24 protein-coding genes and 3 pseudogenes are annotated in these 22,783 nt (G+C 62.2%); 13 read left to right on the top strand and 14 right to left on the bottom strand.

Going from position 1 to position 22,783, the window contains the following annotated elements:
• Positions 1 to 12: 12 nt before the first annotated feature.
• Positions 13 to 1,059 carry a hypothetical protein gene (locus SLG_RS13225; RefSeq protein ID WP_014076985.1) on the top strand — a complete coding sequence of 349 codons (1,047 nt, stop codon included), beginning with the start codon at positions 13 to 15 and terminating at the stop codon, positions 1,057 to 1,059.
• Positions 1,060 to 1,270: 211 nt separating this feature from the next.
• On the opposite strand, the gene tnpC is transcribed toward SLG_RS13225, so the two are convergent.
• The 3 genes from tnpC to tnpA all read right to left on the bottom strand — a co-directional run bounded on the left by tnpC (position 1,271) and on the right by tnpA (position 3,598).
• Positions 1,271 to 2,809 carry an IS66 family transposase gene (gene tnpC / locus SLG_RS13220; protein ID WP_014072622.1) on the bottom strand — a complete coding sequence of 513 codons (1,539 nt, stop codon included), beginning with the start codon at positions 2,807 to 2,809 and terminating at the stop codon, positions 1,271 to 1,273.
• Positions 2,810 to 2,870: 61 nt separating this feature from the next.
• A complete protein-coding gene (gene tnpB, locus SLG_RS13215; protein WP_014072621.1) occupies positions 2,871 to 3,218 on the bottom strand; it encodes an IS66 family insertion sequence element accessory protein TnpB in 348 nt (115 codons plus the stop codon).
• Positions 3,215 to 3,598, bottom strand: a complete 384-nt coding sequence (tnpA, locus tag SLG_RS13210) for an IS66-like element accessory protein TnpA (RefSeq protein WP_041391853.1) — start codon at positions 3,596 to 3,598, stop codon at positions 3,215 to 3,217. The genes tnpB and tnpA overlap by 4 nt, the downstream gene beginning before the upstream one ends.
• A gap of 140 nt (positions 3,599 to 3,738) precedes the next feature.
• Here tnpA and SLG_RS13205 point away from each other — a divergent pair.
• Positions 3,739 to 4,047: pseudogene (locus SLG_RS13205) on the top strand (integrase core domain-containing protein); the annotation flags it as partial.
• On the opposite strand, the pseudogene SLG_RS22220 reads toward SLG_RS13205, so the two are convergent.
• The 3 genes and pseudogenes from SLG_RS22220 to SLG_RS13195 form a co-directional block, all read right to left on the bottom strand.
• Positions 4,043 to 4,220: pseudogene (locus SLG_RS22220) on the bottom strand (integrase); the annotation flags it as partial. The pseudogenes SLG_RS13205 and SLG_RS22220 overlap by 5 nt on opposite strands.
• Positions 4,221 to 4,401: 181 nt before the next feature.
• On the bottom strand, positions 4,402 to 4,644 hold the full coding sequence (locus tag SLG_RS20450; protein ID WP_051003761.1) for a hypothetical protein: 243 nt from the start codon (positions 4,642 to 4,644) through the stop codon (positions 4,402 to 4,404).
• 786 nt (positions 4,645 to 5,430) lie between these two features.
• On the bottom strand, positions 5,431 to 6,018 hold the full coding sequence (locus tag SLG_RS13195; RefSeq protein WP_148276592.1) for a hypothetical protein: 588 nt from the start codon (positions 6,016 to 6,018) through the stop codon (positions 5,431 to 5,433).
• Positions 6,019 to 6,183: 165 nt separating this feature from the next.
• On the opposite strand from SLG_RS13195, the gene SLG_RS13190 reads away from it, so the two are divergent.
• Genes SLG_RS13190 through hxsC form a run of 3 tightly spaced genes read left to right on the top strand, consistent with a single transcriptional unit; the run spans position 6,184 to position 8,908 of the window.
• Positions 6,184 to 6,429, top strand: coding sequence for a hypothetical protein (locus SLG_RS13190; RefSeq protein WP_014076980.1), 246 nt, complete (start codon positions 6,184 to 6,186; stop codon positions 6,427 to 6,429).
• The gene (gene hxsB / locus SLG_RS13185; RefSeq protein WP_014076979.1) at positions 6,426 to 7,826 is read left to right on the top strand and encodes a His-Xaa-Ser system radical SAM maturase HxsB; all 1,401 of its coding nucleotides are present in this window, start codon (positions 6,426 to 6,428) and stop codon (positions 7,824 to 7,826) included. Before SLG_RS13190 ends, hxsB begins: the two co-directional genes overlap by 4 nt.
• Positions 7,823 to 8,908: a His-Xaa-Ser system radical SAM maturase HxsC gene (gene hxsC / locus SLG_RS13180; RefSeq protein WP_014076978.1), complete on the top strand. Its 1,086-nt coding sequence runs from the start codon at positions 7,823 to 7,825 to the stop codon at positions 8,906 to 8,908. Before hxsB ends, hxsC begins: the two co-directional genes overlap by 4 nt.
• A gap of 86 nt (positions 8,909 to 8,994) precedes the next feature.
• On the opposite strand, the gene SLG_RS22215 is transcribed toward hxsC, so the two are convergent.
• Positions 8,995 to 9,135: a hypothetical protein gene (locus SLG_RS22215; protein WP_231848672.1), complete on the bottom strand. Its 141-nt coding sequence runs from the start codon at positions 9,133 to 9,135 to the stop codon at positions 8,995 to 8,997.
• 180 nt (positions 9,136 to 9,315) lie between these two features.
• Between SLG_RS22215 and SLG_RS22495 the strand changes: the two genes are divergently transcribed.
• The gene (locus SLG_RS22495) at positions 9,316 to 9,585 is read left to right on the top strand and encodes a peptidoglycan-binding protein (protein ID WP_443018059.1); all 270 of its coding nucleotides are present in this window, start codon (positions 9,316 to 9,318) and stop codon (positions 9,583 to 9,585) included.
• A gap of 394 nt (positions 9,586 to 9,979) precedes the next feature.
• Here the strand turns inward: SLG_RS22495 and SLG_RS13170 are convergent, their stop codons facing one another.
• Positions 9,980 to 10,459: a thermonuclease family protein gene (locus SLG_RS13170; RefSeq protein WP_014076976.1), complete on the bottom strand. Its 480-nt coding sequence runs from the start codon at positions 10,457 to 10,459 to the stop codon at positions 9,980 to 9,982.
• Positions 10,460 to 10,497: 38 nt separating this feature from the next.
• Between SLG_RS13170 and SLG_RS22490 the strand changes: the two genes are divergently transcribed.
• Together SLG_RS22490 and SLG_RS20960 are read left to right on the top strand one after the other, a co-directional pair.
• A complete protein-coding gene (locus tag SLG_RS22490; RefSeq protein WP_443018053.1) occupies positions 10,498 to 10,962 on the top strand; it encodes a hypothetical protein in 465 nt (154 codons plus the stop codon).
• Positions 10,851 to 11,105, top strand: a pseudogene (locus SLG_RS20960) (xanthine dehydrogenase family protein molybdopterin-binding subunit); the annotation flags it as partial. The gene SLG_RS22490 and the pseudogene SLG_RS20960, both read left to right, overlap by 112 nt.
• Before the next feature lie 147 nt (positions 11,106 to 11,252).
• Here the strand turns inward: SLG_RS20960 and SLG_RS13155 are convergent.
• From SLG_RS13155 to SLG_RS13140, 4 genes are all read right to left on the bottom strand, one after another.
• Positions 11,253 to 14,513 carry an error-prone DNA polymerase gene (locus SLG_RS13155; RefSeq protein WP_014076974.1) on the bottom strand — a complete coding sequence of 1,087 codons (3,261 nt, stop codon included), beginning with the start codon at positions 14,511 to 14,513 and terminating at the stop codon, positions 11,253 to 11,255.
• Complete coding sequence (locus SLG_RS13150; RefSeq protein WP_148276591.1) at positions 14,513 to 16,330, bottom strand: Y-family DNA polymerase; 1,818 nt, start codon at positions 16,328 to 16,330, stop codon at positions 14,513 to 14,515. Before SLG_RS13150 ends, SLG_RS13155 begins: the two co-directional genes overlap by 1 nt.
• Positions 16,245 to 17,024 carry an ImuA family protein gene (locus SLG_RS13145; RefSeq protein ID WP_014076972.1) on the bottom strand — a complete coding sequence of 260 codons (780 nt, stop codon included), beginning with the start codon at positions 17,022 to 17,024 and terminating at the stop codon, positions 16,245 to 16,247. The genes SLG_RS13150 and SLG_RS13145 overlap by 86 nt, the downstream gene beginning before the upstream one ends.
• Before the next feature lie 68 nt (positions 17,025 to 17,092).
• Complete coding sequence (locus SLG_RS13140) at positions 17,093 to 17,740, bottom strand: SOS response-associated peptidase (RefSeq protein WP_014076971.1); 648 nt, start codon at positions 17,738 to 17,740, stop codon at positions 17,093 to 17,095.
• A gap of 47 nt (positions 17,741 to 17,787) precedes the next feature.
• On the opposite strand from SLG_RS13140, the gene SLG_RS13135 reads away from it, so the two are divergent.
• Positions 17,788 to 18,282 (top strand): SOS response-associated peptidase family protein, encoded by a 495-nt coding sequence (locus SLG_RS13135; RefSeq protein WP_014076970.1) that lies wholly within the window; start codon positions 17,788 to 17,790, stop codon positions 18,280 to 18,282.
• A gap of 62 nt (positions 18,283 to 18,344) precedes the next feature.
• On the opposite strand, the gene SLG_RS13130 is transcribed toward SLG_RS13135, so the two are convergent.
• Positions 18,345 to 19,253, bottom strand: a complete 909-nt coding sequence (locus tag SLG_RS13130) for an endonuclease/exonuclease/phosphatase family protein (protein ID WP_014076969.1) — start codon at positions 19,251 to 19,253, stop codon at positions 18,345 to 18,347.
• Positions 19,254 to 19,400: 147 nt separating this feature from the next.
• Between SLG_RS13130 and SLG_RS13125 the strand changes: the two genes are divergently transcribed.
• Together SLG_RS13125 and SLG_RS20955 are read left to right on the top strand one after the other, a co-directional pair.
• A complete protein-coding gene (locus SLG_RS13125) occupies positions 19,401 to 20,216 on the top strand; it encodes a SirB1 family protein (RefSeq protein WP_014076968.1) in 816 nt (271 codons plus the stop codon).
• A 161-nt stretch (positions 20,217 to 20,377) separates the two neighbouring features.
• On the top strand, positions 20,378 to 20,599 hold the full coding sequence (locus tag SLG_RS20955) for a hypothetical protein (RefSeq protein WP_014076967.1): 222 nt from the start codon (positions 20,378 to 20,380) through the stop codon (positions 20,597 to 20,599).
• Here the strand turns inward: SLG_RS20955 and SLG_RS13120 are convergent.
• On the bottom strand, positions 20,596 to 20,838 hold the full coding sequence (locus SLG_RS13120; protein WP_148276589.1) for a hypothetical protein: 243 nt from the start codon (positions 20,836 to 20,838) through the stop codon (positions 20,596 to 20,598). The genes SLG_RS20955 and SLG_RS13120 overlap by 4 nt on opposite strands.
• A gap of 349 nt (positions 20,839 to 21,187) precedes the next feature.
• Between SLG_RS13120 and SLG_RS13115 the strand changes: the two genes are divergently transcribed.
• On the top strand, positions 21,188 to 21,451 hold the full coding sequence (locus tag SLG_RS13115) for a DksA/TraR family C4-type zinc finger protein (RefSeq protein WP_014076965.1): 264 nt from the start codon (positions 21,188 to 21,190) through the stop codon (positions 21,449 to 21,451).
• A gap of 1 nt (position 21,452) precedes the next feature.
• A complete protein-coding gene (locus tag SLG_RS13110; protein WP_014076964.1) occupies positions 21,453 to 22,016 on the top strand; it encodes an alpha-ketoglutarate-dependent dioxygenase AlkB in 564 nt (187 codons plus the stop codon).
• The last annotated feature ends 767 nt before the right edge of the window (positions 22,017 to 22,783 follow it).

Here is a 22,783-nt window from a genome sequence, read left to right as displayed (position 1 = left end):
GGGATAAGTCTGATGCAAATACTTCGTATTGCCGCGATCGCTGCGGTGATCTCCAGCCTTGGCTCAGGCGCGGTACGCGCCTACGAACTCAACCCGCTTAAGAATAAGTATCATGGTGGTCGGCCGGAGGGTGGATTTTGGGAGCGCATCTCCGAAACGGTGCATGAGGATATCACGGACGCGGCAGTCTGGTGCATGGCCGGGCGGGAGACCGCGATGCCTAGCGCGCCGTGCTCACTGGACGCGCCAGGGCGGACCGCTGACACGAAAGGCAACAAGTGGAACGCATTGATCCGCGGGGTGTGGTGGAACGACGACCCCAATCAGCATCTCTTCGGTGTCCATTACGCGACATGGGCCATCTGGATGCGGGACGCACAAGGCATCGCGAAGACCCATAGGGACTGGCTAGGCCGAACAAAGGCGCTGAACGCGACATACAAGATGCAGTATCGCAGCCACTACGGTGATCTCCAGTTCCTGCATGCGATGGCGAATGCCGACGGTGAGGCCGCAGCCGAGGTGCGCCGTCGGGCAATCAACTGGATCGGCTTCGCCTATGCTGTGGCGATCGGCAACATCGAGGCCGAGACAAAGCTCGGTGATATCGACGATCCCGTAATGACCGAGTATTTCACCAAACAGTCCGGCTGGACGGTAAATCACCTGTTCGCGCCCAAGTTCACGCTTGGCCGCTCCACTATCCCAGACGTCGCGCTCGGGTCGATACTCCATGTGGTGCAGGATTCGTTCTCCGACTCCCATGCAACGCGGGATTACGGTTCATCGCCTGTTTGTCCACACGGCCGTATCCTCGAGTTCCACGCCTATGGCAGCCAAGATTCGGGCCGGCACGGCGCGGCTGACACGCGTTCAGCTTGGAGGACCAATTCGAATTTCACGCTCAAGATGAATCCCGTCGAGGCGAGCGCCCGGATACTGCAATTCGCCAAGGCTCGCGCAGAATGGCATACAGCGGTTCGTCCCTATCTGGAGAGTGAGCTCTTCTGCCTGGACCTCGATAGCCGACCGTCGGGAGCCGGCGAGTACGCTTCATAATATCACTGGAAATCTAGCCGTCACCCCAGGTGCAGGCGAATTGTGCATCGCTTCGCGAAGCGGCTAGATTTGGGCTTTCCGCTAAGGCGGACAAAGAGATTACCGCATCCACACGATCCTGACCGATAATGGGATCCTTTTTTGCCGAGCAGCCCCGCAATCGGAACACCGCCTAGTCGCGCCAGAGTAAGCGTGGCCTGAAGGCCGCAGGTTATGCTGCCTCAGCAATCAGCGGTTGCTCGGTGGCAACCCAATTCCACGGCATGAGTTCATCCCAGCGCGAGGCTGGCCAACCACCCGCAATCTTTGCGATGACATCGGCGATGTAGGCCTGCGGCTCGATGCCGTTGAGCTTTGCCGTTTCGACGACCGAATAAATGGCGGCGGCGCGCTCACCGCCAGCCTTCGATCCTGCGAAGAGCCAGTTTTTCCGGCCGATTGCGACGCCGCGCATCGCGCGTTCCGCAATGTTGTTGTCGATCTCGGCCAGGCCGTCATCGAGGAAGCGTGTGAGCGCAATCCAGCGCTTGCGACCATAGGCGAGCGCCTTGGCCATCGCGGACTTGGGCGACAGGCGGCGCGAGGCATCGTCGATGGCCGCGCGCAGCTCATCGACCAGCGGCCTGGTTTTCTCCTGCCGCCGTTGCCGGCGCATATCCGGTGGTTGGCCGCGAACCTCGTCCTCAATCCGGTAGAGCGCGGCGATCCGCCCGAGCAGGTCGGTAGTCAACGGCGTCGGGCTGGTCTGGTGGTTGTCGAATATCTTGCGCCGGAAGTGGGCCCAGCAGGCCACCTCCTGGATACGATTGCCGGCATAGAGCTTCTCGTACCCGGCATAGCCATCGGCCTGGAGGAGGCCGGTGAAGCTCTTCAGCTCGGTCTGCGGATGAATGCCGCTACGGTCGGGCGTGAACTTGTACCACACCAGCGCCGGAGCGGTTGATCCGCAGGCCCGGTCATCGACGACATAGGTCCACAACCGGCCCTGCGCGGTCTTGCCCTTGCCGGGGATCAGCATCGGCACGGGCGTATCGTCGCTGTGGATCTTGCCGGCCTTCAGGCCTTCCTCGCGGATCCGGGAGACGACCGGGTCGAGCAGATGTGCGGCTTGTCCTGCCCACCCGGCCAGCGTCGAGCGGTCGATGTCGAGGCCCTGCGCTGCCATCATCTCGGCCTGCCGGTAGAGCGGGAGATGATGGTCGAACTTGGACACGACCACATGGGCGAGCGTGGCGAAGCTCGCCTTGCCGCGGGCAATGGCCTTCGCCGGGGCCGGCGCCTGCACGATCTTCTCGCAGGACCGGCAGCTGTACTTGGGGCGGATGGTGCGGATCACGCGCCACTGCACCGGCAGGACGTCGAGCATCTCGTCGCTGTCCTCACCCAGCGGGCGCAGGACGCCGCCACAATCGGGGCAATTGCAGTGGCCTGCCTCCGGTTCGATCCGCTGCTCGGCACGAGGAAGATGGAGCGGAAGGCTGCGGACCGGCGCTGGCCGTTCGGGCTTGGCTGCTGGCGCATCCTTGCGGGCATCGGCGACAGCGGCTTCGCCTTCGAGCTCCTCGAGTGTCAGTTCGAGCTGCTCGATCTGGGCCGACATCTTCTCCGACGATTGGCCGAACGTCATGCGGCGCAACTGCGCCAGCTGGAAACGCAGCGTGTCGATCAGCGTGTCACGAGCTGCCAAGGCTGCTTCCAGCTCGGCGATCCGGGCATCTTTATCAAGGTTGGAAGTGGCTGTGTCCGACACCGTGACCCACTAGCAAAGTGGGCCATCCCGCACCAGAAAAACCGCGCAAATCTGGGACTTTTTATCCTGCCAGAAGCGGCGCAGCGGTGCGTTCGGGACGGCGCCAGTCGATGCCTTCGAGCAGCATGGAAAGCTGGGCCGAGGTAAGGCTGACCTTGCCTGCCTTCGTCACCGGCCAGACAAATTTGCCGCGATCCATGCGCTTGGAAAACAGGCACATCCCCTGGCCGTCGAACCAGAGCAGCTTGATCAGATCGCCGCGCTTGCCGCGGAAGGCAAACAGCGCGCCGGAATGCGGAGACTGCTCCAGCACCTGCTGGACCAGTACCGCCAGCCCGTCAAAACCCTTCCTCATGTCTGTCGCGCCGCAGGCCAGGTAAACCCGCGTCGAAGGTGGCAGCGGGATCATCGGCCGAGCACGGCGATCACCCGGGCAAGGGCGTCGGCATCGACCATCGCATCCACGGTCAGGCGGACACCCGTCGGCAGTTCGATGCCGATCTGCCCGCAACGCGATGGCACCGACGGTGCAACATCGCGGACGACCGGATCCGCAACCTCAACCTCGGAGAATGCCGGCAAGGCCGGTGGCCGGACGCCGGTCAGTTCTCCCGACATCGCCTGTCGGCGCCACGTGTAGATCGAGCCGCTGCCAACCTCATGCCGGTCGCACGCTGCGCGGACCGAACCCTCCGGCCCAAACGCATCCCGCAGGATCGCCAGCTTCTGCTCCACCGTCCAGCGACGGCGGCCGGACACCCGGCCCACGACCTCAATCCGAGTAGTCATATGACCACTCATATGACTACTTGCTCGCTCCGCCTCGCTACCGTCCATCCAGGCCACCCCATCAAAAGGAGCGGCTATCAGCGCCTCAATCCCGCGCCGTGCAAGGCGGCCTGCAGCCCACGGTTACGCGCCAGATGCGCTTCGACATGATCTGCGAGGCAAACGACATCGAGCACCGGCTCACCAAACCGAACCATCCGTGGACCAACGGTCGGGTCGAGCGGATGAACTGCACCATCAAAGACGCGACAGTCAAACGCATCCACTACTAGAGCCACGACCAGCTGCGGACGCACCTCGCCGACTTCATGGCCGCCTACAACTTCGCCCGCCGGCTCAAGACGCTCAGTGGCCTCACACCCTACGAATACATCGCCAAGATATGGACGTCAGAACCAGACCGGTTCATCATCAACCCGATCCACCAGATGCCGGGACTAAACACCTAAGCGAGTGGATGCCATACTCGCTTCGCATGAGGTCGACACCGGTCACGCATTCGTCGACAAGCCGAGCATACTGCCGTTGCTCAGGTGCCTATTGTGATCAACCCGGCTCGGGAAAACATAGTCGTTCACCGTGCCGCCCGGCGTTCGAGCCACGCCAGCAAGCTGGCCCGAGACCTCAAGGGTCTCGGTCGCTATACTTGGCCGCGCCGCCCTCTATCGCGGTCGCCAAGGAAGGGTTTCCAGTTGAGCTTATTAACGCACAACCCCGTCGCAAGGCCGCTCGAACAGCTGACGGCTATTGGAACCTCAACATTGGATGCGAATGGCCGGCATCGGGGCGTGATCAGCCAAGGCTCATTCGATGATGTCGAAGAGCAGGCCGTCCTTGAGCCATTCGCCAAGCCAGGCGCCAGCTTTTGTAACGCCTTCAGCTTCCCCGGCATGCTCAACCATCGCAGCGTAAAAATCGGCAAATGTTGTGCAGGCTCTGATGTTCAAGATCGCGCGAAGTTCAGCGGCATCGATTGCACGGAAACGCGAAATCTCATCGTCGCGCCAGACGATCATGGCACCTTCTGCAGGCATGAGCGCGCTCATCGGGGGCATGATGTCCTCCGCGAGCGCCGACCAGATCGCCGGCGCGTTGCTCTTCAGGGGAAGATTTCGAGGGTCGCCGTAAAGATCGGCTTCGCGCGATCCCAGTTCGCGTTCGCAATCAGCTCGGCAGTCAGCTTCGCTGAATCCGGCCCGACGAAGGCGTCAGCAAGCGCTAGTTCGGGCCCGCCAGTTCTGCCAGTGGGGCGGCGGACGCCACGACGGATGTTAGACTTGCGCGCCTGGAGGAACCCAAACCGCGCCCAGCGCCAACTACGAAGGCGCCAACCACATGGTAGCAACGCCTGGCAATGGACGATCGCGACGCCCTCGACCGTGCAAAACGACTGGGTGAGATGAAGGCACCTTGAGACAAGGCTGGAGCCGTCCAGGCCGGGCGGCTGGTCGTGCTTGTGGCATTACCCAACGGCGGATGACAATACTCGGCTGGTCTGGACCTTTACCGAGCACCAAGGGCCCTGTTGTCATGTCCGGCAGGACCCAAACGCTTCTCCCAAGGCTTCCCCCCCCACCAGGAAGCCAGCTTCCGCCCACTCCCGGAGACGGTGTCGGCCCCATTCACGACGCCTGTCAATAAGCTGAACTACGTAGGGCGGGGTGAGTTGCCGGCGGCCAGGCGGGGCAGACAAAAGAGTCGTCAGCCCACCTCCTCACCCACCTTGCCGGCAGTACGCCAGGCCATCATTGAGCGCCTGTTTCGCTCACCGCCGGACCGTTGTCCTCATGCGGATGCAGCCAGGCGTCTCAATGAACTTCTGCCAGGTAGTGTTAGAAGCTGATACCGTTATCTTCATTTTCCGCGCTTGATTGTTGAGGATCTATCGCTTCCACACGATCGCGCGTTTGTGCTTTCAGTTTCTCGAGCCGCTGATCGGCCTCGGACGCATCCTGGCCGGCGCTCGTGGCCGCCGCCAGATATCGCCCGGCTGCCACCTCGCTTTCGAAATAGCCAATTTCCGATAATCGAATGCTGTCGGCGACATCGACGGCTTGAACGGCCAACATGTCTGCGGCGCCGCAAACATCCATTCGCACCCATGTGAATTTCCGCGACAAGCCCTCGTAGCAATTCTGACTGTAGATCATGGCCCCGGAGATGCCTTCGGCCTTTATCGCCGCCCGCATATCGGCAAGTCCCTGCCGGAGACTGGCACGATTCATCGGTTCAATCGGATCGGCCGTCTGCGCTGCGATGCCTTGGCTGGTGTTCTGCGCGAACTCGGCCGCCGCCAGTTGCGCCGGTGTCTGCGTTTCTGTGGAGCATTGGGAGGCCACAGCGACGAGAATGATGACGATAGCGCCCAGCCCGAGCCATGCCCCCAATCCGTTCTGTGTGCCATGTGGCATTGGCGCCATATGACTTCCCCTGATTTTCGAAACATCCCCGGGGAATCTGTGCTCCCAGGAATATTGATCCCGGGCATGAATGTGCAGCGGTTGCGATATTCAAGTCAATGACGATGCAAAGGGTCTTTGGCGGACCAGGACTTCCTGTTAGACATGGCAGGGAGGGGGTAAGCCATGGGGGTGGTTCAACATCTGCTCGCGCCACAAATGCGCGAACTCAAAACATCACTGGCCGATATGGCTGTGCGTTTCTATCCCGACGTGACCGTGTCCATTGACGAGCAGCTGGTGACTTTGTCGAGTGATGCGCGCTCGGACGATGCTCTGCGCCGGATTCTTCAGGTTATGATCGTGAATGAGTGGAGTGTGCGGCGCAGTGAGTCGGCGCGTCTGGCTGTGATCGAACGGTTGCTGCAATGAGCGTCATTCCGCTGAGGTTCCGGGCGATTGATCGGGGCACGCTCGCAGTCAATGACACCGGACGCTTCTTTCTCGCGTCGGATTATCTGGTCGAGCGTGTCATCGGAGATGCCCTCACGCAGAGTGACCGGGCTGAACTTGCCTGTGGCGGACACTTCTTTTCGGAGGATGATGCCTTCGCGTTCGATGCGCACGCCTATGGCTGCGCCTCGCGGTGGGACCGGACCGGAGAACTCGATTATCTGATCCTGGTCCCCACTTTGCGGTGCAATTTAAGCTGCAGCTATTGTCAGGTTTCGCGCGTGGGGCTGGAACGTAAAGGGTTTGACTGGAGTGGCGAGACGCTGGATGCCGTCCTGACTTTGCTCGACACACTTCCGACGCAGCGTATCAAAATCGAGTTTCAGGGTGGCGAGCCGAGCTTACGTCCTGATCTCATCACGGCCGTCATCGAACGCTGCGAGCGGTTCGAGCATAAGCAGTTTGTCATCTGCACCAATCTTCAGGACCTGCACGGCGATTTTCTCGCCATACTGGCGCGACCAGATGTCTATATCAGCACGTCGCTCGATGGGGATGTCGACACACATGCCCATAACCGCACCGGCGCAGGAACGCAGCAGTTCCTCGACAATCTCGAGCGCATTCTGAGTGAATTCGGTCCCGATAAGGTTTCCGCGCTCCCGACGATCGATCCGCAGACCCCCCCTGCGATCGATGCCCTGATCGACAGCTATGCTAGGCGCGGCCTTCACAGCATCTTTCTGCGGCCCATCAACTATCAGGGCTTCGCGCGCAAACGACATAGCGGCGCGCGCGAGCAGTCGAATGACTGGCGACGGTTTCATGAACGTTTCGTCCGACGGATCATCGAACGCAATTGGGCCGATCGGGAGGTGGTGCTGGAGGAAACCTATTTCAGCATTTGCCTGCGACGGATTTTCCAGCCCGGCCATGATCGTCATGTCGATCTGCGCAATCCCAATCCGATGGGTGTCGATTATGTAGTCATCGACCATGACGGGACCGTCTACCCGACTGATGAGAGCCGCATGTTGACGCGCTCGGGGATCATTGACCTCTCGATCGGAAATGTCTTTTCGGGTTGGGACAGCGAGAAGCGGCAACTGCTCAATGCGCATGCGACCAACCAGTTCGACGAGAGCTGTCGTCGCTGCGCCTACCAGCCATTTTGCGGGCGCGATCTGGTCGATGACCTGGCCCGCTATGGTCGCATTGACGTCGAGCGGACCCAGACCGAGTTCTGCCGTCGGCACCTGCATATGTTCGATCTCATCTTCGAGATGGTTTATTCGGACGAGCCGGCGATTCACTATTCGCTGGCCCGGTGGCTCCGTTTGCCAGGCGTTCCTGCAAGCTTCGGGACCAGGCTGTGATCCCGCTCAGCCTTCCGGCCGTGTCGGAAGCGACCATGCCTTATGTGGCGCGCCTGCGGGTTGATCCGGCAACGGCGATCGATGAGGCTGACGCTGTCCTTGTTGTTGAAGACGAGGAAGGAGCGAGCTTTAGCGGCCTGCACGGCCTGCTGACCCTGGAAGGTGTGTGTGCTGACGCGCTCGAAGGCGATGTCATGCTCGTGCAACCCGATACTGGTCGGGCTGACCGATTGCTGCGCCATGGGTCTTCGCACAATACGCTGCTTGTGACTGAACGCTGCGATCAGCTCTGTGTCATGTGCTCGCAGCCGCCCAGGAAGACGCACGTTGATCGTTTCGCGCTCTTTGAACAGGCTTGCCTGCTGGCCCGGCCCAATATCGTTATTGGCATCACCGGGGGCGAACCGACTCTTTACAAGGACGACTTGTTTGGCCTGATTGAGCGCGTTGGAACGGTACGCCCGGATATCGAATTCCATATCCTCACCAATGCGCAGCATTTTGAAGCGTCCGACGTCGATCGCCTGCGCCAGGACGTGTTCCGGCGCGTAAGCTGGGGCATCCCGCTCTATTCGCACGAACCCGCGCGCCATGATGAGATTGTCGGCAAGACTGGCGCCTTCGATCGTTTGCAACGCAGCTTTCATGTGCTGCTTCTGGCCGGGGCGCGGATCGAGCTGCGCACGGTGCTCATCCAGGACAATATCGACGACCTGCCGCGACTGGCCCGGCTGGTCGCAAGCCGGCTGCGCTTCATCGAGAGCTGGTCGATCATGCAACTGGAGAAAACCGGCTTTGCCCGCAATCGCTGGGCTGGTCTGTTCGCGGATCACAAGGTCGGCTTCGAACCGGTTGCTGCTGCTCTGGATTATGCGCTGCTGCATGGCAAAGCGGTGCATCTGTTCAATTTTCCCCGCTGTACGGTCCCAGCTCAGTATCGTGCGCTCGCGCCGGCCTCCATTTCCGACTGGAAGCGGAAATTTGCACCCGCCTGCGCCACCTGCCGGGAGCAGGACCAGTGCTGCGGGTTCTTCGAATGGCATCCTGATGAGCACGCCAATGCCTGGATATCGCCGCTATGATCCCTAAGAAGTTTCTCGTCTCGAGCCTGTTGGCCGCCGGGTTTTTCAAACCCCAGACGATCCAGGCCCAGCTGATCCAGGCCGCCTCAACGCCGACCGATGAGGGTGCCAGGCTGTTTCAGATATTCACCCAGGATCATCCGCTGTTTTTTGCCGACCACAGAAGCCATCGCAGTCACAGCAGTCACCGCAGCCATAGTAGCCATCGTTCCGGCAGTGGCGGTCATTATAGTCACACGAGCCATACCAGTCACAGATCGAGCACGGGGGGCTACAGTGGCGGGTCCTTTTACCAGGCGCCCGCTCCCAGGCCGAGCGAGCCATCGCCAACCTCCACGCCAACGCCGCCAGCGGACACTGCCGCTCCCTCTTCAACGTCAACCCTGGGGCCGCGCTCTTTGCTGGAGATGCCATCTTCGGCAGCGCCGGACCGCGCTACGCCGCCGCAACTGGGCCCAGGCGCTGCGATCCAGGCGCGCGCGGATCGGTTCAGGGCGATCGTGCGACGGGTGCAGATCGGGTTGATGGGCCAGGGCGAATATCGAGGCATTATCGATGGTGATGTCGGCCCTGCCACGCGGGCCGCCTTGCGCAGATTTCAGACAAGTCATGGTTTGACCGTCACCGGTACAATCACGCCTCAGGTGCTCGATGCTCTGCGCATCGCGAGCAACTGACATCGCCGCGGCGCCGGCAAAGATGGTTTCACGGTGATATGCTCTCCTAAGCGGTCTGCAACCGTGATCAACTGGCTGAGCCGTCTTTGATGGAGAGAAGATGAGCGACAGCGACAGAATGATGACCTGGCTGGCTGTGGCAGGCAGCCCTGATTCAGGGCGACGCTTCAGCTCAGCGAAGCGGGGTTCCCATGGGCTGCTCCAACCGGTGCGCGATTTGCTTCCATGTCTCTACGCCCTCGACATCCCTTTAATGGCCAGCGGGCCGATGCGTTTGGTCACGAAGGTCAGCGCATTAGGACCCTGATCCTGTAACACCGCATGGGCGCAAGCCCGAAGTTCGAAAGCAGCAATCACACGACCGGTCCTTCCTGGCCAGACAGCCATCGAAGGGTCAGCACCAGGGTTCCCGGCGCCCGGACCAGGCCCGGGCAAGCCCTTCGCGAACCAGCTGATCGCCAAGGGATTGGCCGTTCCGCAGGAAGACCCTGAGCTTTCGGCCATAGAGATCCGCATCGCGGCCATTCAGGGCGCGCATCTCAAAGGGCCCGGCGTTCACAAGCTGGAGCAGCCGTCCCGTTGCGCGTCGGCCAAGCTCGGCTTCCTGATCGCAACGCGGTGGATGGGTTTCAGGCGCGTCAATGTCCGCGATGCGGATTTTGACAGCATCCACCCAGATGGTGTCGCCATCGACCACGCAATTGGTGCCCCCACCCGTATGGCAGAGGCTGAAGACGCGTGGTGCGATCGACACCATTGTTGCTGCAGGTTGCGCTTGCGCCTGACGGCCTTCGACGTTTGACCAGAGCGCTCCAGCGCCCAGTCCGATGACCGCCGCCGTACCGATGATGATGGGCGTTGAGAGCCTGGACATAGCCCTATAATGCGGGGGAGCAGCTTAACCAACGGTAAGTGACAGGCGCGAAGTCATGTTGCTGTTCAGGTTTTGACGACCGAAGGCGCGAAGCCATTCACCACGGCCCCCGGGTCGCTCTGCCAATATTTCCGCAACAAGGCGTCGATCCTCTTCCGCCTCCAGAGCGACGAGAGGCGCTGCACGTCCGATCTGCTGCGCGGCATGCTGGGGGACAGAAGCAAGCCCCCCGAGGGTCCGGGGTGCGCACGCTCGTCCATGCCTTTCTGCGGTCTGCGTGCGAGGAGGCGCCGATCCGCGGCGCTTCACAACCGGCGCCGCTCTGTCGCGACGCCCCGGAAGCGATTGAGTTCCGTGCCGCGTCGGCAGACACCGATCCGGATATGCTAAAGGCTTCTTCGTCAATTATGACCTCGCTGGGTACGAAGTACGTGTCCATGCCGATATCCCGCACCAGGACGTCATCTTCCTTGATCCCACCGACCCCTGGTCCACTCCGATGAAGGCGAAGGGCGTCGGAGAATCAGGAATTTGCAGTGTGGGAGCGGCGATCGCCCACGCCATTTACAATGCGACCGGCGTGCGGTTGCACGATTATCCGGTGACCCTGGACAAGCACCTCTTGCTCTTGCCAAAGCCGGTCTAGTCTGAAGCAGGAATATCTGTGTTCGCCAACAAAGCAATACTTTGACCCCGTGGCGGCAAAGCCTGACAGTTGCTGTCCCGGTCGCGGGGAATGCGACGTCAGACCAGAGGGGCAGCGACGCAGCTCTGGCGGATCAGGATTGCGCGTTTAATGAAAGTCGTGGCTCCTGATGCGCACAATCTCATCCTGTTCGGTCGCCGTGCCGCGGGGCGGGGAGGCGAGGGGCCGCCCGCGCGGGAATGCCGGACCGCGCGGATCCGGTCCGCCGCCATTTGATGCGCCATCGCCTCTGCCGGGCGCGACGAGGAAATCGGTCCGGCCGATCGAGCGGAGCATATCGTCCTGATTGAGGATCCGGTCGCAGATCACATGAATGACCTCGCCTTCCTTCTGCAGCCGGCCACGCATGGTAATCATCGAACTCGACATGATCGGCCGGCGATAGATCTCGAACCGGTCGGGCCACAGGATGCCGTTGGCGATTCCGGTTTCGTCCTCGATCGTGACGAACAGGACGCCTTTTGCCGAGCCTGGGCGCTGCCTCACGAGGATCACCCCCGCGACCTCGATATTCCGGCCATCGCGGATGCCGGCAAGGTCGCCGCACCGCACGATGCCCATTCGATCCAGTTCTTCGCGAAGAAAACTCACCGGATGTCCGCGCAGCGAAAGCTGGGTCGACCGATAGTCTTCGACAACCTCGCGGCCAGCGGTCAACGGGCGCAAAGCCACGTCAGGCTCGATCCCTTCCGCGCTCACTTTGCCCTCGCGCGCATCTGCCGCCGCGAACAGAGGCAGCGGCGCTTCGCCCAGGCCTTTCACCTTCCAGAGACCCTGGCGCCGGTCCTCAGCAATGACGTGGAAGGCATCGGCTTCCGCCAGACGTTCGATCGCGGCGCGCGGCACACCAGCGCGCCGCCACACATCCTCGACGTTGTCATAGGGCACCGGGCCGCGTGCGCCCGCGATTGCTGCGCCGTGGGCATTGGCAAGACCGCGCACCTGCCGGAAGCCGAGCCGGACCGCAAGATATCGCCCCCCGGTCGTTTCGAGCGTGCAATCCCAATGGCTGTGATTGACCGAGACCGGACGGATCTCGACGCCATGATCGCGCGCATTCCCCACGAGCTGGGCAGGCGCGTAGAAGCCCATGGGCTGGGCGTTGAGCAGCGCAGCGCAGAAGACATCGGGATGGTGATGCTTCATCCAGCAGCTCGCATAGGCGATCTTGGCAAACGACGCGGCATGGCTTTCGGGAAAACCATAGGAGCCGAACCCTTCGATCTGCCTGAAGGTCCGCTCGGCAAAGTCCCTGGGGTAGCCGCGCTCGACCATGCCGTTGACGAGCTTGTCGTAGAAATGGCTGACCCCGCCGGTGAGCTTGAAGGTCGCCATGGCACGGCGCAGCTGGTCGGCTTCGACGGGCGTGAAGCCGGCGCCGACGATGGCCACTTTCATCGCCTGTTCCTGGAACAGCGGCACGCCAAGCGTCTTTTCGAGGACGGCGCGCAGCTCGGGTTTGGGATAGTCCGGCGTCTCCCTGCCCTCGCGGCGACGCAAGTAGGGGTGGACCATGTCCCCCTGGATCGGGCCAGGCCGTACGATCGCGACCTCGATGACAAGATCGTAGAAACGGACCGGCTTCATGCGCGGCAGCATCGACATTTGCGCGCGGCTTTCGATCTGAAAAGTGCCCATCGTGTCGGCCTTCCGGATCATGCGATAGACATCGGGATCATCGTCCTGCAGGTCAGCCATGCTGACCCTGATCCCCTTGTCCTGCTCAAGCAGATTGAAGGCCCTGTTCATGCAACCCAGCATGCCAAGGCCGAGCACATCGACCTTCATGAACCTGAGGCGGTCGATATCGTCCTTGTCCCATTCGATGACCTGACGATCCTCCATAGCCGCGGGCTCAATCGGTACGAGATCGTCCAGGCGCTCCTGAGTCAGCACGAAGCCGCCGGGATGCTGCGAGAGGTGGCGAGGTGTCCCGATCAACTGCCTGGAGAGCTCGAGCGTGAGGCGCAGGCGATGATCCTGATCATTGAGGTTCAGGGAGGCGATCTGCTCCTGCGAGATCCCGTCCTCCGACCAGCCCCAGACAAGGCCCGTCAGCATCTTGGTGAGATCGGCCGGCAAGCCCAGCGCTTTGCCGACCTCACCCACCGCGCCGCGCGTGCGATAACGAGTGACGACTGCCGTCAGCGCGCTACGCGTGCGACCATAGGTCTCGTAGATCCACTGGATGATTTCCTCGCGCCGCTCATGCTCGAAATCGACGTCGATATCGGGCGGCTCCTTGCGTTCGCCCGAGACGAAACGCTCGAACAGCAGCTCATGTCTGATCGGATCGATGGAGGTGATGCCGAGCATGAAGCACACGCAGCTGTTCGCGGCCGAGCCGCGACCCTGGCAGAGGATGCCGCGCCTGCGGCTCTCGGCGACGATCGAATTCACCGTCAGAAAATAGGGCGCATAGCCAAGCTCACCGATGAGCCGCAGCTCATGATCGATCTGATTGCGGTAGGGCGGGGGGAGACCGTCGGGGAACATCACCTGGGCGGCCTGTTCTGTCAGGATCGCCAGCGCCTCCTGCGCCGATCGACCTTCGATCACCTGCTCATAGGGATATTGGTACTGGATCTCGCTGAGGTCGAATGCACAGAGCGCGGCGATATCGGCACTGGCCTGTATTGCGTCAGGAAAGGCCGAAAAGCGCCGCTCCATTTCCTGTGGCGATTTGAGGTTCCTGTCCATGAACCGCTCGCGCCTGAAGCCCAGCGCATCGATCGTCGTTCGCTCCCGGATGGCTGTCACGACATCCTGGAGCGGGCGCCGCTCGGGCGAATGGAACAGGACGTCGCCGGTCGCGACACAGCGTATGGATTGGGCGTCGGCAGCGGCGGCGAGAGCGTGAAGCCGGGCCGCGTCCTTCGGTCGGCGGCGCAAGGTTAAGGCGAGATAGCCGTTAGACCCGAAGACATCGCGCAACTCTCTCAGCTGTCCGGCGAGCTCATCATCCGGCTCGTCGGGGAGAAGTATAGCGACGAGGCCCTCGGCCCACGCAGCAACGTCGCTCCATTCGAGCCTGCAATGTCCTTTGCCGCCGCGCGCTTTCCCGGTCGAGAGAAGCCGGGTGAGGCAGGACCAGGCCGGACGTGTCGTGGGATAGAGCAGCAGGGCGCGACCATCGACAAGATCGACGCGCGCGCCGGGAATCATGCGAACACCCGTGGCCTTCTGGCCTTCCCAGCCGCGCACCACGCCCGCCACGCTGCCCCGATCAGCCAGGCCCAGCGCCTTGTGGCCGAGCAGCCGGGCTGCGGCGAACAGCTCTTCGGGAGATGAGACCCCGCGCAGGAAGGAGAAGTGGCTCGTGACCTGAAGCTCGACATAAATCGCCATCAGCCGAACGCCCCGTGCATGTACCAGCTGAGATCGCCCGTGGGCGCTTCGACGCCATCGCCGCGCCGGAAGATCCAGAAGCGCGCGCCACCGTGCGTCTCGACCGCGAAATAGTCCCGCACGGCCCAGAGCTCCCCGGGCCGCTGCCACCACTCGCCATGGACGCGTTCCGGACCATCGCCAGCAACGACCGTGTAGAGCTGGCGGCGCCAGATGAAACGCCGTGGCGGATGATCGGGCAGCAAGGCGATGACCTGGCCCAAGGGCTCCGGCCGCGCCAGAAGGCGGACCGGTCGGCGCCAGGGGGCCCATCCCGTTGGTGTCGACAGGGGCGGCGCGCGACCGACCGCGCGCTCCGGAACGTCGCTTTCGATGCCCCTCGCGCGAAACAGCGCTTCCTCACCAACGCGGCCCGAAAGCTGGTCCACCAGCTGAGCGATGTCCGGCGCGGCGGTCTCGCCGCCGAGCGGGCCCCCTAGCGCTTCGGGTTGAAGATCCTCGACGCGCGGGGTGCGCAACCGCATCGCCTCGATACCGAGGCCTGGCTCGATCCGCTCGATCTGCAGGCCCAGCATGCGTTTCAGATGCCTGGCATCGCGGGTTGCTCGTGCTGTGCCGAGGCCGATGCGCTGTTCGTTGCTATCGACCCTTGTGCAGGAGAGCACCAGAGTGCGCAGGCCGAGGCCGCGCACCTGCAGCAGTTCAACCAGATCGTCGACCAGATCGCCGATGACCTGCGTAATGGCTTCGGCTGTTCCGATCGGCTCGAGCAGTCGCCGTTCGACCGAGGGCTCCTCGAACGGCACGACTGAAGCGATCGGCTCAGGCGAGAGGCCTCGCGCCTGATCCAGACGCTGGACCGTTTCGAGACCAAAGCGACGAGCGAGCGGGCCGCGCGGCATCGGATAGAAATCGCCGACACGCTCCAGACCAAAGCGCGCCGCCGAGACCAGGGCGGCCGGAGACAGTCGCAGAGCAGCAACGGGAAGGTCGGCAAGCGCCTGCGTTTCCTGGCCGGACTGGAGGATCGTTGTCGCGCGCCCGCTGAACCGGGCGAGCGCATGGGCCGCGCCGGGCGTTCCTGCGATTGCGATCCCGCCCGTGAAGCCCAGCCTGCGCAGAAAATTGAGCAGCCGCTGGCAGAAGCGCGCCTCGCCGCCGAACAGATGCGTCGTGCCCGTCAGGTCGAGCCAAAGGCTGTCGGGACCGGCTACACTTGCGGTCGGCGTCCAATGCCCGACCGCATGAAACGCCAGGCGATCGAGAAAGGCCCGATCGGCATCCGGCTCTGCGTCGCGTACTTCCAGGCCGGTGACCTGTGCCCGGGCCTGCGCCGCCGGCATACCGGGGCGCAGGCCCAGATCGATTGCGATCGGGCAGGCCGCACTGATCACTTCCTTTTGCCCGATCCGCTCGATCAGGATGAGCGGCCTGGCCCATGGATTTGTCATCGTCGTTGGCAGGACCTGGCCGCCGCCCGTGCTGCCATCGTCAGGCCGCATGGCCTTGTATGGATTGTCCGCTGCTTCGCTGCGGCGTCCCATCTCGCGCATGGTGGGCCGCTGATGACCCGGCATGGCATCCGGTTCGGCCTGCGAGGGGCGGCGACCCAGCGCGCCGTCGCGTGCCCAGCGCGCACCGGGCCTCCAGCCTCCGCCGCGCGGAACCGAGCAGGCGCCTGGCTCATCATCGATGGGCGGCAGAGGCGTCTGAGCGGACTGCGGAAACGGCTCAGGCAGCAGCGCTGATGGCCGCTCCATCCTGCGCAGGCGCTCGATGGGGAGCTGCGGCAGGAAGAGCGAGGCGACCCTGATCATCGCAGGCCTCGATCTCAAGCTGGAAGGGATTGCCGCCCCGCTGGCGAACCAGCTCGACCGACCATCGCGCGCGGCCGACGCCGGCATGGGGCAGGGGGCCGGACGGGGCGGAGCCGATCAGCCAGCGGGTCATGGCCGACGAAGGTTGCGCCAGCGGGCACCGATCGCGCGCGCGGTGGCGGCGATAGAGCAGGATCGGCGTGCCGCCATCGGATGCAGCCAGTTGCAGACGGCGAGTCGCCACCTGGTCGGCACCCTTCACCTCCGCGACCACGCAGGCCAGCGATCCGTCGCGCAGACCATCCTCGGCAAGCGCAAGAACCTCGCTGTCACGGCGTCCCTGGGCATAGAGAAGCTTATCCGGACCGAGGCCGACATGTTCGAGCGCAGGCGCATAAAGATCAAACGTCGAGAGGGCCCAGAGCACATTGGCTCCAGGCTTCGCCGCGAAGCGCGCGGCAATCCCGGCGATGAACAGGCTGGTCGCTGCATCGTCGGTCAGCTCGGCGGACCGGGGCGCCATTTCATGCAGACCAGCGCCCGACAGGCCATGATCGACGAGCCGATCATCGAGCGCAGGCACGCCAAATGGCAGCACGGGGCCGCGCACGCTTTGCGCGTGCATGAGCTCGGCGCGAAGCGCCGACAGTTGATCGGCCCGAAGGCGATCGGGAGAGATGTTTGGTTCTGTCATAGTGAGACATCGACTCAGATGTTCCCATTATGTTCTACTCATGTGAAGGTTCCGTCAAGGCGGCTGCGTCAGAGTGAAAGCGTTGCCTGGGCGAGCAGGCCGGGTGGCGGGTAGACGCGCTCGACTGGCAGGCTTCCAGCCGGCAAATAACGCAGCACGTCCTGCGCCGGCACTTCGGGATTGAGCCAGTCCGCCCACTGGTCGCGCGTCAGCGGAATGATCTGCCGGTTATGATAGGGTGCGATCTCCTCGCCAGCGTCCATCGTTAGCATCGAGAAGCATTCGCCGACGGGACTATCCCGCCAGATCCCGGCGATACAGAACCAGTCATGGTCCCTCATCGTGAACAGCCATTTGTCGAGGCGTTTGTCCTTCGGGCGCGGGACTTCGGGATCCGTAAATTCGTAGAAGCCGTCGGCGAGGATAAGGCAGCGCTGGACGCTGAGATCGGGAGGTCGGCCGCCAAAGCCCTCAGTCCGGAAATTATAGACCGGCCCCGACTTGCCCGGCCAACCCCATCGTCGGTTCACCAGCTCCCCGGCGCCGCGCTGCCCATCGGCGGGCGTCCGCACGATCGGAGCCATATCGGTCATCCTGATGTCCTGACGCGCCTGCACGTTTGGCGCGCCTTCCGGCATCCTGATCCTGATCTTCAGTCCTTCAAAGTCATCGGCGATCGTGGCGATGTCGAGAAGCAGGCGATAATCATTGCACATCGTCCGGGGCCCTTGTTCATCGTTCTTGTTCCCTGTATGTTCCAGTCATGAGCGTCACTGCAACACCCTTCGACTCCGACGCGCCTCTGGGCGCGACGCGACCGATCATCCGGCGCAATCCGGAAGATGTCGATGAGCTTGAGATGATCGAAGCGCGCTGGGGTTCCAATCCCCGGTTCAGCGACGGGGTGAACTATCGTTTCGTTCGATCCGAGGGACAGACATTTCCCAGCCATCGCTGTCTGATGCCGGCTTCCGAATTCCACATGAAGGTCGGCAGGAAGCGCTACCGGGTGATGCTCGACAGTGGCCAGCATTTCTATCTGGCCGGGGTCTGGGAGCCGCCCATGGGGACGGACTCCGATCTCCCCTTCTTCCGGATCGTGACGGTTGCGGCTAATATTGAGGTCGCGCCTTTCCAGGATCGACACGGCGCGATCCTCTTTCCGCGACAGGTCATGCACTGGCTGGATCGGACCCTTTCCAATGAGGAACTGCTGATCACGCCGCCCAGGAACACATTCATCGTCGAGCAAATCTGACGCGCAGCATCAGCCCGGCCGGAGCGGCGCACGCTGACGCGCTGAGTATCGGGATCAGCTGGTCACTCGCTCAGTGTCACCGAGACCGGGCAATGATCTGAATAATGCTTCTCGCCTGGAGCATAGCGGGTCTCCCCGAACGCGATCATACGGCCCGCGGCACGGCGATCCAGCACGATATGATCGATGAAGCTGTCATAGCGGGGATCGCAGGTCGGCGGCGTGCCGGCGTCGGCGAGCCTGAGATCCGCATTTGCTGGTTCACCATCGTCTATCTCTGCCCAGACCCGGTCATCAGGCAAGCCAAGGCGTCGGTTCCAGTCGCCCAGGATCACGAACGGGAGAGGACCTCTCGCGGCCTCGTCGATCCAGGCTTCAAGCTTCGGAATCTGGTCGAGCAGGACAGGACAAGCTTTCGCATCCTGCCCGGTGAAGCAGCCCGACTTGAGGTGAACCGAGAGAAGGCGCAGCGGCTTGCGGCCGGCCGGCCTCAATGTCAGGTCCACGCCCGAGCGAAGCTGCTCATTGCCGAGCATCAACGATGTCACATCAGGATGACGCTCAAAGGCAAGGCCCTTGCGAATGGCAAATCCCACGGCCTGACGAATGACGGCCTGCTCTTTGAACTGCCCGCCACAGGTGCCGCCAGGCGAGCCCTTTCGCGCCTCTATGACGATGGTGTAGCGCGCAGGATCGAACACGCGGGCCGCTGCCGCCTCGGTCTCGACTTCCTGGAAAGCGATGACGTCCGCATCGAGACCATCGACGATCCTGCGCATAGCGGCGTAATCACTCTCGACACGTGGCTCGCAACCGACGCCATCCTTTTCGGCCAGAAATTCCATGTTCCAGCTCACAAGCTTGAGCGGACGGTCGGCGCGTGTTTCGGCGCGAGATGGCGGTGCCGCTGGCGTCGCGCAGGCGGAGAGGCCAACAAGGCAGGCGAGGGGAAGCGCGAGGAGGAATTTCATCGGTCGCTTCTGACGCCGAGCTGATCGGGCATCAACTGCCAAACGCAGCTGCCGCATATCTAAATTGTCAGTCTGTCGAAATCCTCGGATCGCGACGGCTTGCGCATACGCCTTGAAGCGAAGTCACCCGCCGCCGACATAAGGCTAATGACCATTGCGACTATCGGCCTGCTCGATGACGAGCAAATCACCCTCGATCTGGCAGCTTTGGCCCTCAGTGAGCTCGATCATCCGGGCACGGACCTTGAGCTTTATGCCAGTCTGCTCCAGGATATTTCGAGCCGTCTTGCGGACGACGGCGTTGACGCGACACGTCCGGCGGACCAGGCAGCCGTTCTGGCAAAGGTGCTTCACGAGGAGTTCGGGTTCAAAGGCGACGTGGAGAGCTATGATGCGCCGCTCAATGGTGATCTGATCCGCGTGCTCGACAGACGTCAGGGTCTGCCGGTGAGCCTCTCTATCCTCTATGTCGCGGCAGCGCGGCGGGTCGGATGGACCGCCGACCCTCTCGATACACCGGGTCATGTTCTGGTCCGCCTCGGCGGAGATGATGCGGTGGTGATCGATCCATTCAACGGCGGCGCGATTGTCCGACCGGAACAGCTCCTCGCGCTCCTCGGCAGGGCCGCAGCCGCAGGTGTCGCGGTATCTGCGAAACAATCCGGCCCCATGAGCAACCGCAACACGCTGGTCCGCCTCCTGATGAACCAGGCCATGCGAGCCGAAAGCGCGAACGATCCGGGCCGGGCCATGACAATCTACCAACGCATGACACTGGTTGCCCCGAGCAATCCGGACGGCTGGTGGTCACTTGCACGACTGCAGCTCACGGCAGGACACATCGATCCCGCCCGCAAGAGCCTCAGTGCCATGCTTGAAATCACCCGGGATCCGGAGCGTCGTGAATTGATCACCTCGGTGCTCGAACAGATTTCCGGAGCCTGGCGGCTCACGAGACGGTGAGAATGCTGGATCGCTCCTGCCATGCCTGAGCAAACGAGCCCCCAAGATCGGGCCGTCCGGTCACGCCTGACGGAGATTATTTCGTCGTCCGTGGCCGGCTGTGGCGCCTGGCAAATCCTGCCCTGCCGACTACGGAAAAAGATGCGCTGGTTCGCGCCCTCATGAGGGCCCGCCGCGCGGTTGCACAGGCCAGTCGGTCGAATGACGAGGCTGGCCGGGCGACTGCGCGAACGGAGGTCGACCGGCTGAAGCGCGCACCGGGCGAACGGGGACCGGTCTGGTGGGACGATGGCGCGCCTGACTATAATCGCCACATGGTCCGCAGCACCCCTTATGCACCATGGTTCGCCGGACTGGCCGAGATCTCAGGCCCTCCAGACTAGTCCTGCCGCAGACGCGCGGCAGCGCTCAGCAACTCAATGCGTCGTAGAGCAGCACTCATATTCTGGGAGCGCCCGATCTCATTGTCTGACTGACACGAGTCCCAGAAATAACGGATCGCTTCTGCTGGAATGCCAACGAACCGAAGGGCCTTGAGGGCGAGCCGCACATCGGCGCCAGTCTGTTTTCCTGCGCCGCTGCGGCTCACCGCAGCGCGCAAAACCTCCATTGCCTCATCCATGGATCGGTGCGTGAGCGGGCTTAGTCATCCGCCTCACTGCCCTTCGGGAGAACGGGCGTGTTCCATTCCTCCGGCGTCATGCCCATCATGATCTCAAAAAGGCTGCTGTCTTCGGCCCGCTCGTTCGGATCATAGGGCCGGTCACCGGATTGCACTGCTTTTACTCCCGCGCGTCGATTCGATCTTCATGGTCGGCTTGGGTAGAACGAAAGAAGAACGATGATCAAGGCCGATAGGGCGCTCGTTGCGCAATCCCTCCCGGCGATCGTTGTAAGCCGGGGCTCGGGAGGATGAAAATCTCGGCAGGCATCCTACATAGACACTGGCTTAGCAATGAGAGGGAATGCCCATGGCGAATGGCTGGGCGCCCGATGGCGCCGTTCAGGATCAGATCGACGACAGCGTGAAGGACGCGCTGGCGATGGCGCGTGCGCGTCTGCCCACCGGAGAGGGGTTGTCCGAATGCGAGGAATGCGGCGAGCCAATTCCGGATGCGCGCCGGATTGCCCTTCCTGGGGCGCGAACATGTGTCGGTTGCCAGTCGGCGCGCGACAGGCGTCCAGGCTATTCTGCTATCAATCGCCGGGGCAGCAAGGATAGCCAGCTACGCTGACATGGCTTCTAACCTAGACCTGTTTCCGACGCCTGTCGTCTCTGGTCTGGCCTTTCAGGGGGAGGCAGTCGCGTCCGGCGAAGAAGCAGACCTCATCGAGCGGATCGATGAACAGTCGCTCAGTCCGTTCCGCTTCCAGCAGTGGACCGGCAAACGCCTGACGCGATCCTTCGGTTGGAGTTACGATTTCGAGACTGGATCCTTCACGCAGACGGAGCCGATACCCGAGTGGCTTTATACCGTGAAACGGCGGGCCGAGCGATTTGCGGGCCTCGCCGAAGGCGATCTCGTCCAGGCACTTCTCATCCGCTACGATCCGGGGGCCGGCATCGGCTGGCACAGGGACCGTCCGGTCTTCGGGCACGTCGTCGGTCTTTCCTTAGGCAATGCAGCCACCCTTCGCTTGCGACAGCGCCGCGCGGACGGCTTCACGCGGGCCAAGATCGAACTCCCGCCCCGGTCGATCTACCATCTCTCTGGCGAGGTGCGACACAATTGGGAGCACAGCATTGCACCGATGGAGCTCCCCCGATGGTCAATCACGTTTCGAAGTCTCGCACGATGACTGACGGGCCGGTATCTTGAAGAGGGGCAAGGCGCGCCCCACATCCAACCTATCGTTCAACAACGGAAAGGAGGTGGTCAGATGTCTCATTGTCCCACGCTACGTGCGGGAGATTGTCTGGACATGGCCTCCGCGGGGGTCAGGCTCTAAGCCTGCCGCATAAGGCACAGACAATGGAAGGGTCGTCCCGGCTGGGGCGGCCCTTCGTTTTTGTGTGAGGGCGGAAATGAATGTCTAGTCCAGTCGGTGATGCGCAACAAAGGTGGCTCGCCTACCCCGTGCCCCTGGTGATTTAGGGTACGTTGCATGGCCAGGTCACCGGACTACCGAGAGGCTAGGACAGCGTCATCTTCTTCGGACACTCCGGTAAGTCTCCTTACGAGCCCCATCTCGCCCAAGCCGCCCTTCGGGCATCCCGTTGAACGTCCGCTCGCGAATGCCTGTGATTGCGAACGATCCAGAATGTCCGCTTTGAATTAAAGAACTGGGCGAATGTTCGGCGCCATGCTGCATTTATAAGCTGGGTAGGTAGATATTCTAAATCTAAAGTGGATAGTACGAGAACTTTATAATTCAGTAAGACTGAGAACCTCAACAGTACTCGATGAGGGCGGGAGCATGTTGGTATCCTTCGATATTCTTATGAAATCCGAACCAAAGTGCGACGAAATTGCGGATCTAAATAGTGAGACAAGAGTTATTATTAACTTCAACGTATGATTGCGGAGGTTGAGTTTAGGAGAGCAATGTTTGGTAACCAGTGGGAA

The organism is Sphingobium sp. SYK-6, from assembly GCF_000283515.1.
In the GTDB taxonomy this organism is placed as follows: Bacteria; Pseudomonadota; Alphaproteobacteria; order Sphingomonadales; family Sphingomonadaceae; genus Sphingobium; species Sphingobium lignivorans.
Note: the sequence above shows the minus strand (reverse complement) of the source record. Positions and strands in the feature narration are given on the sequence as shown.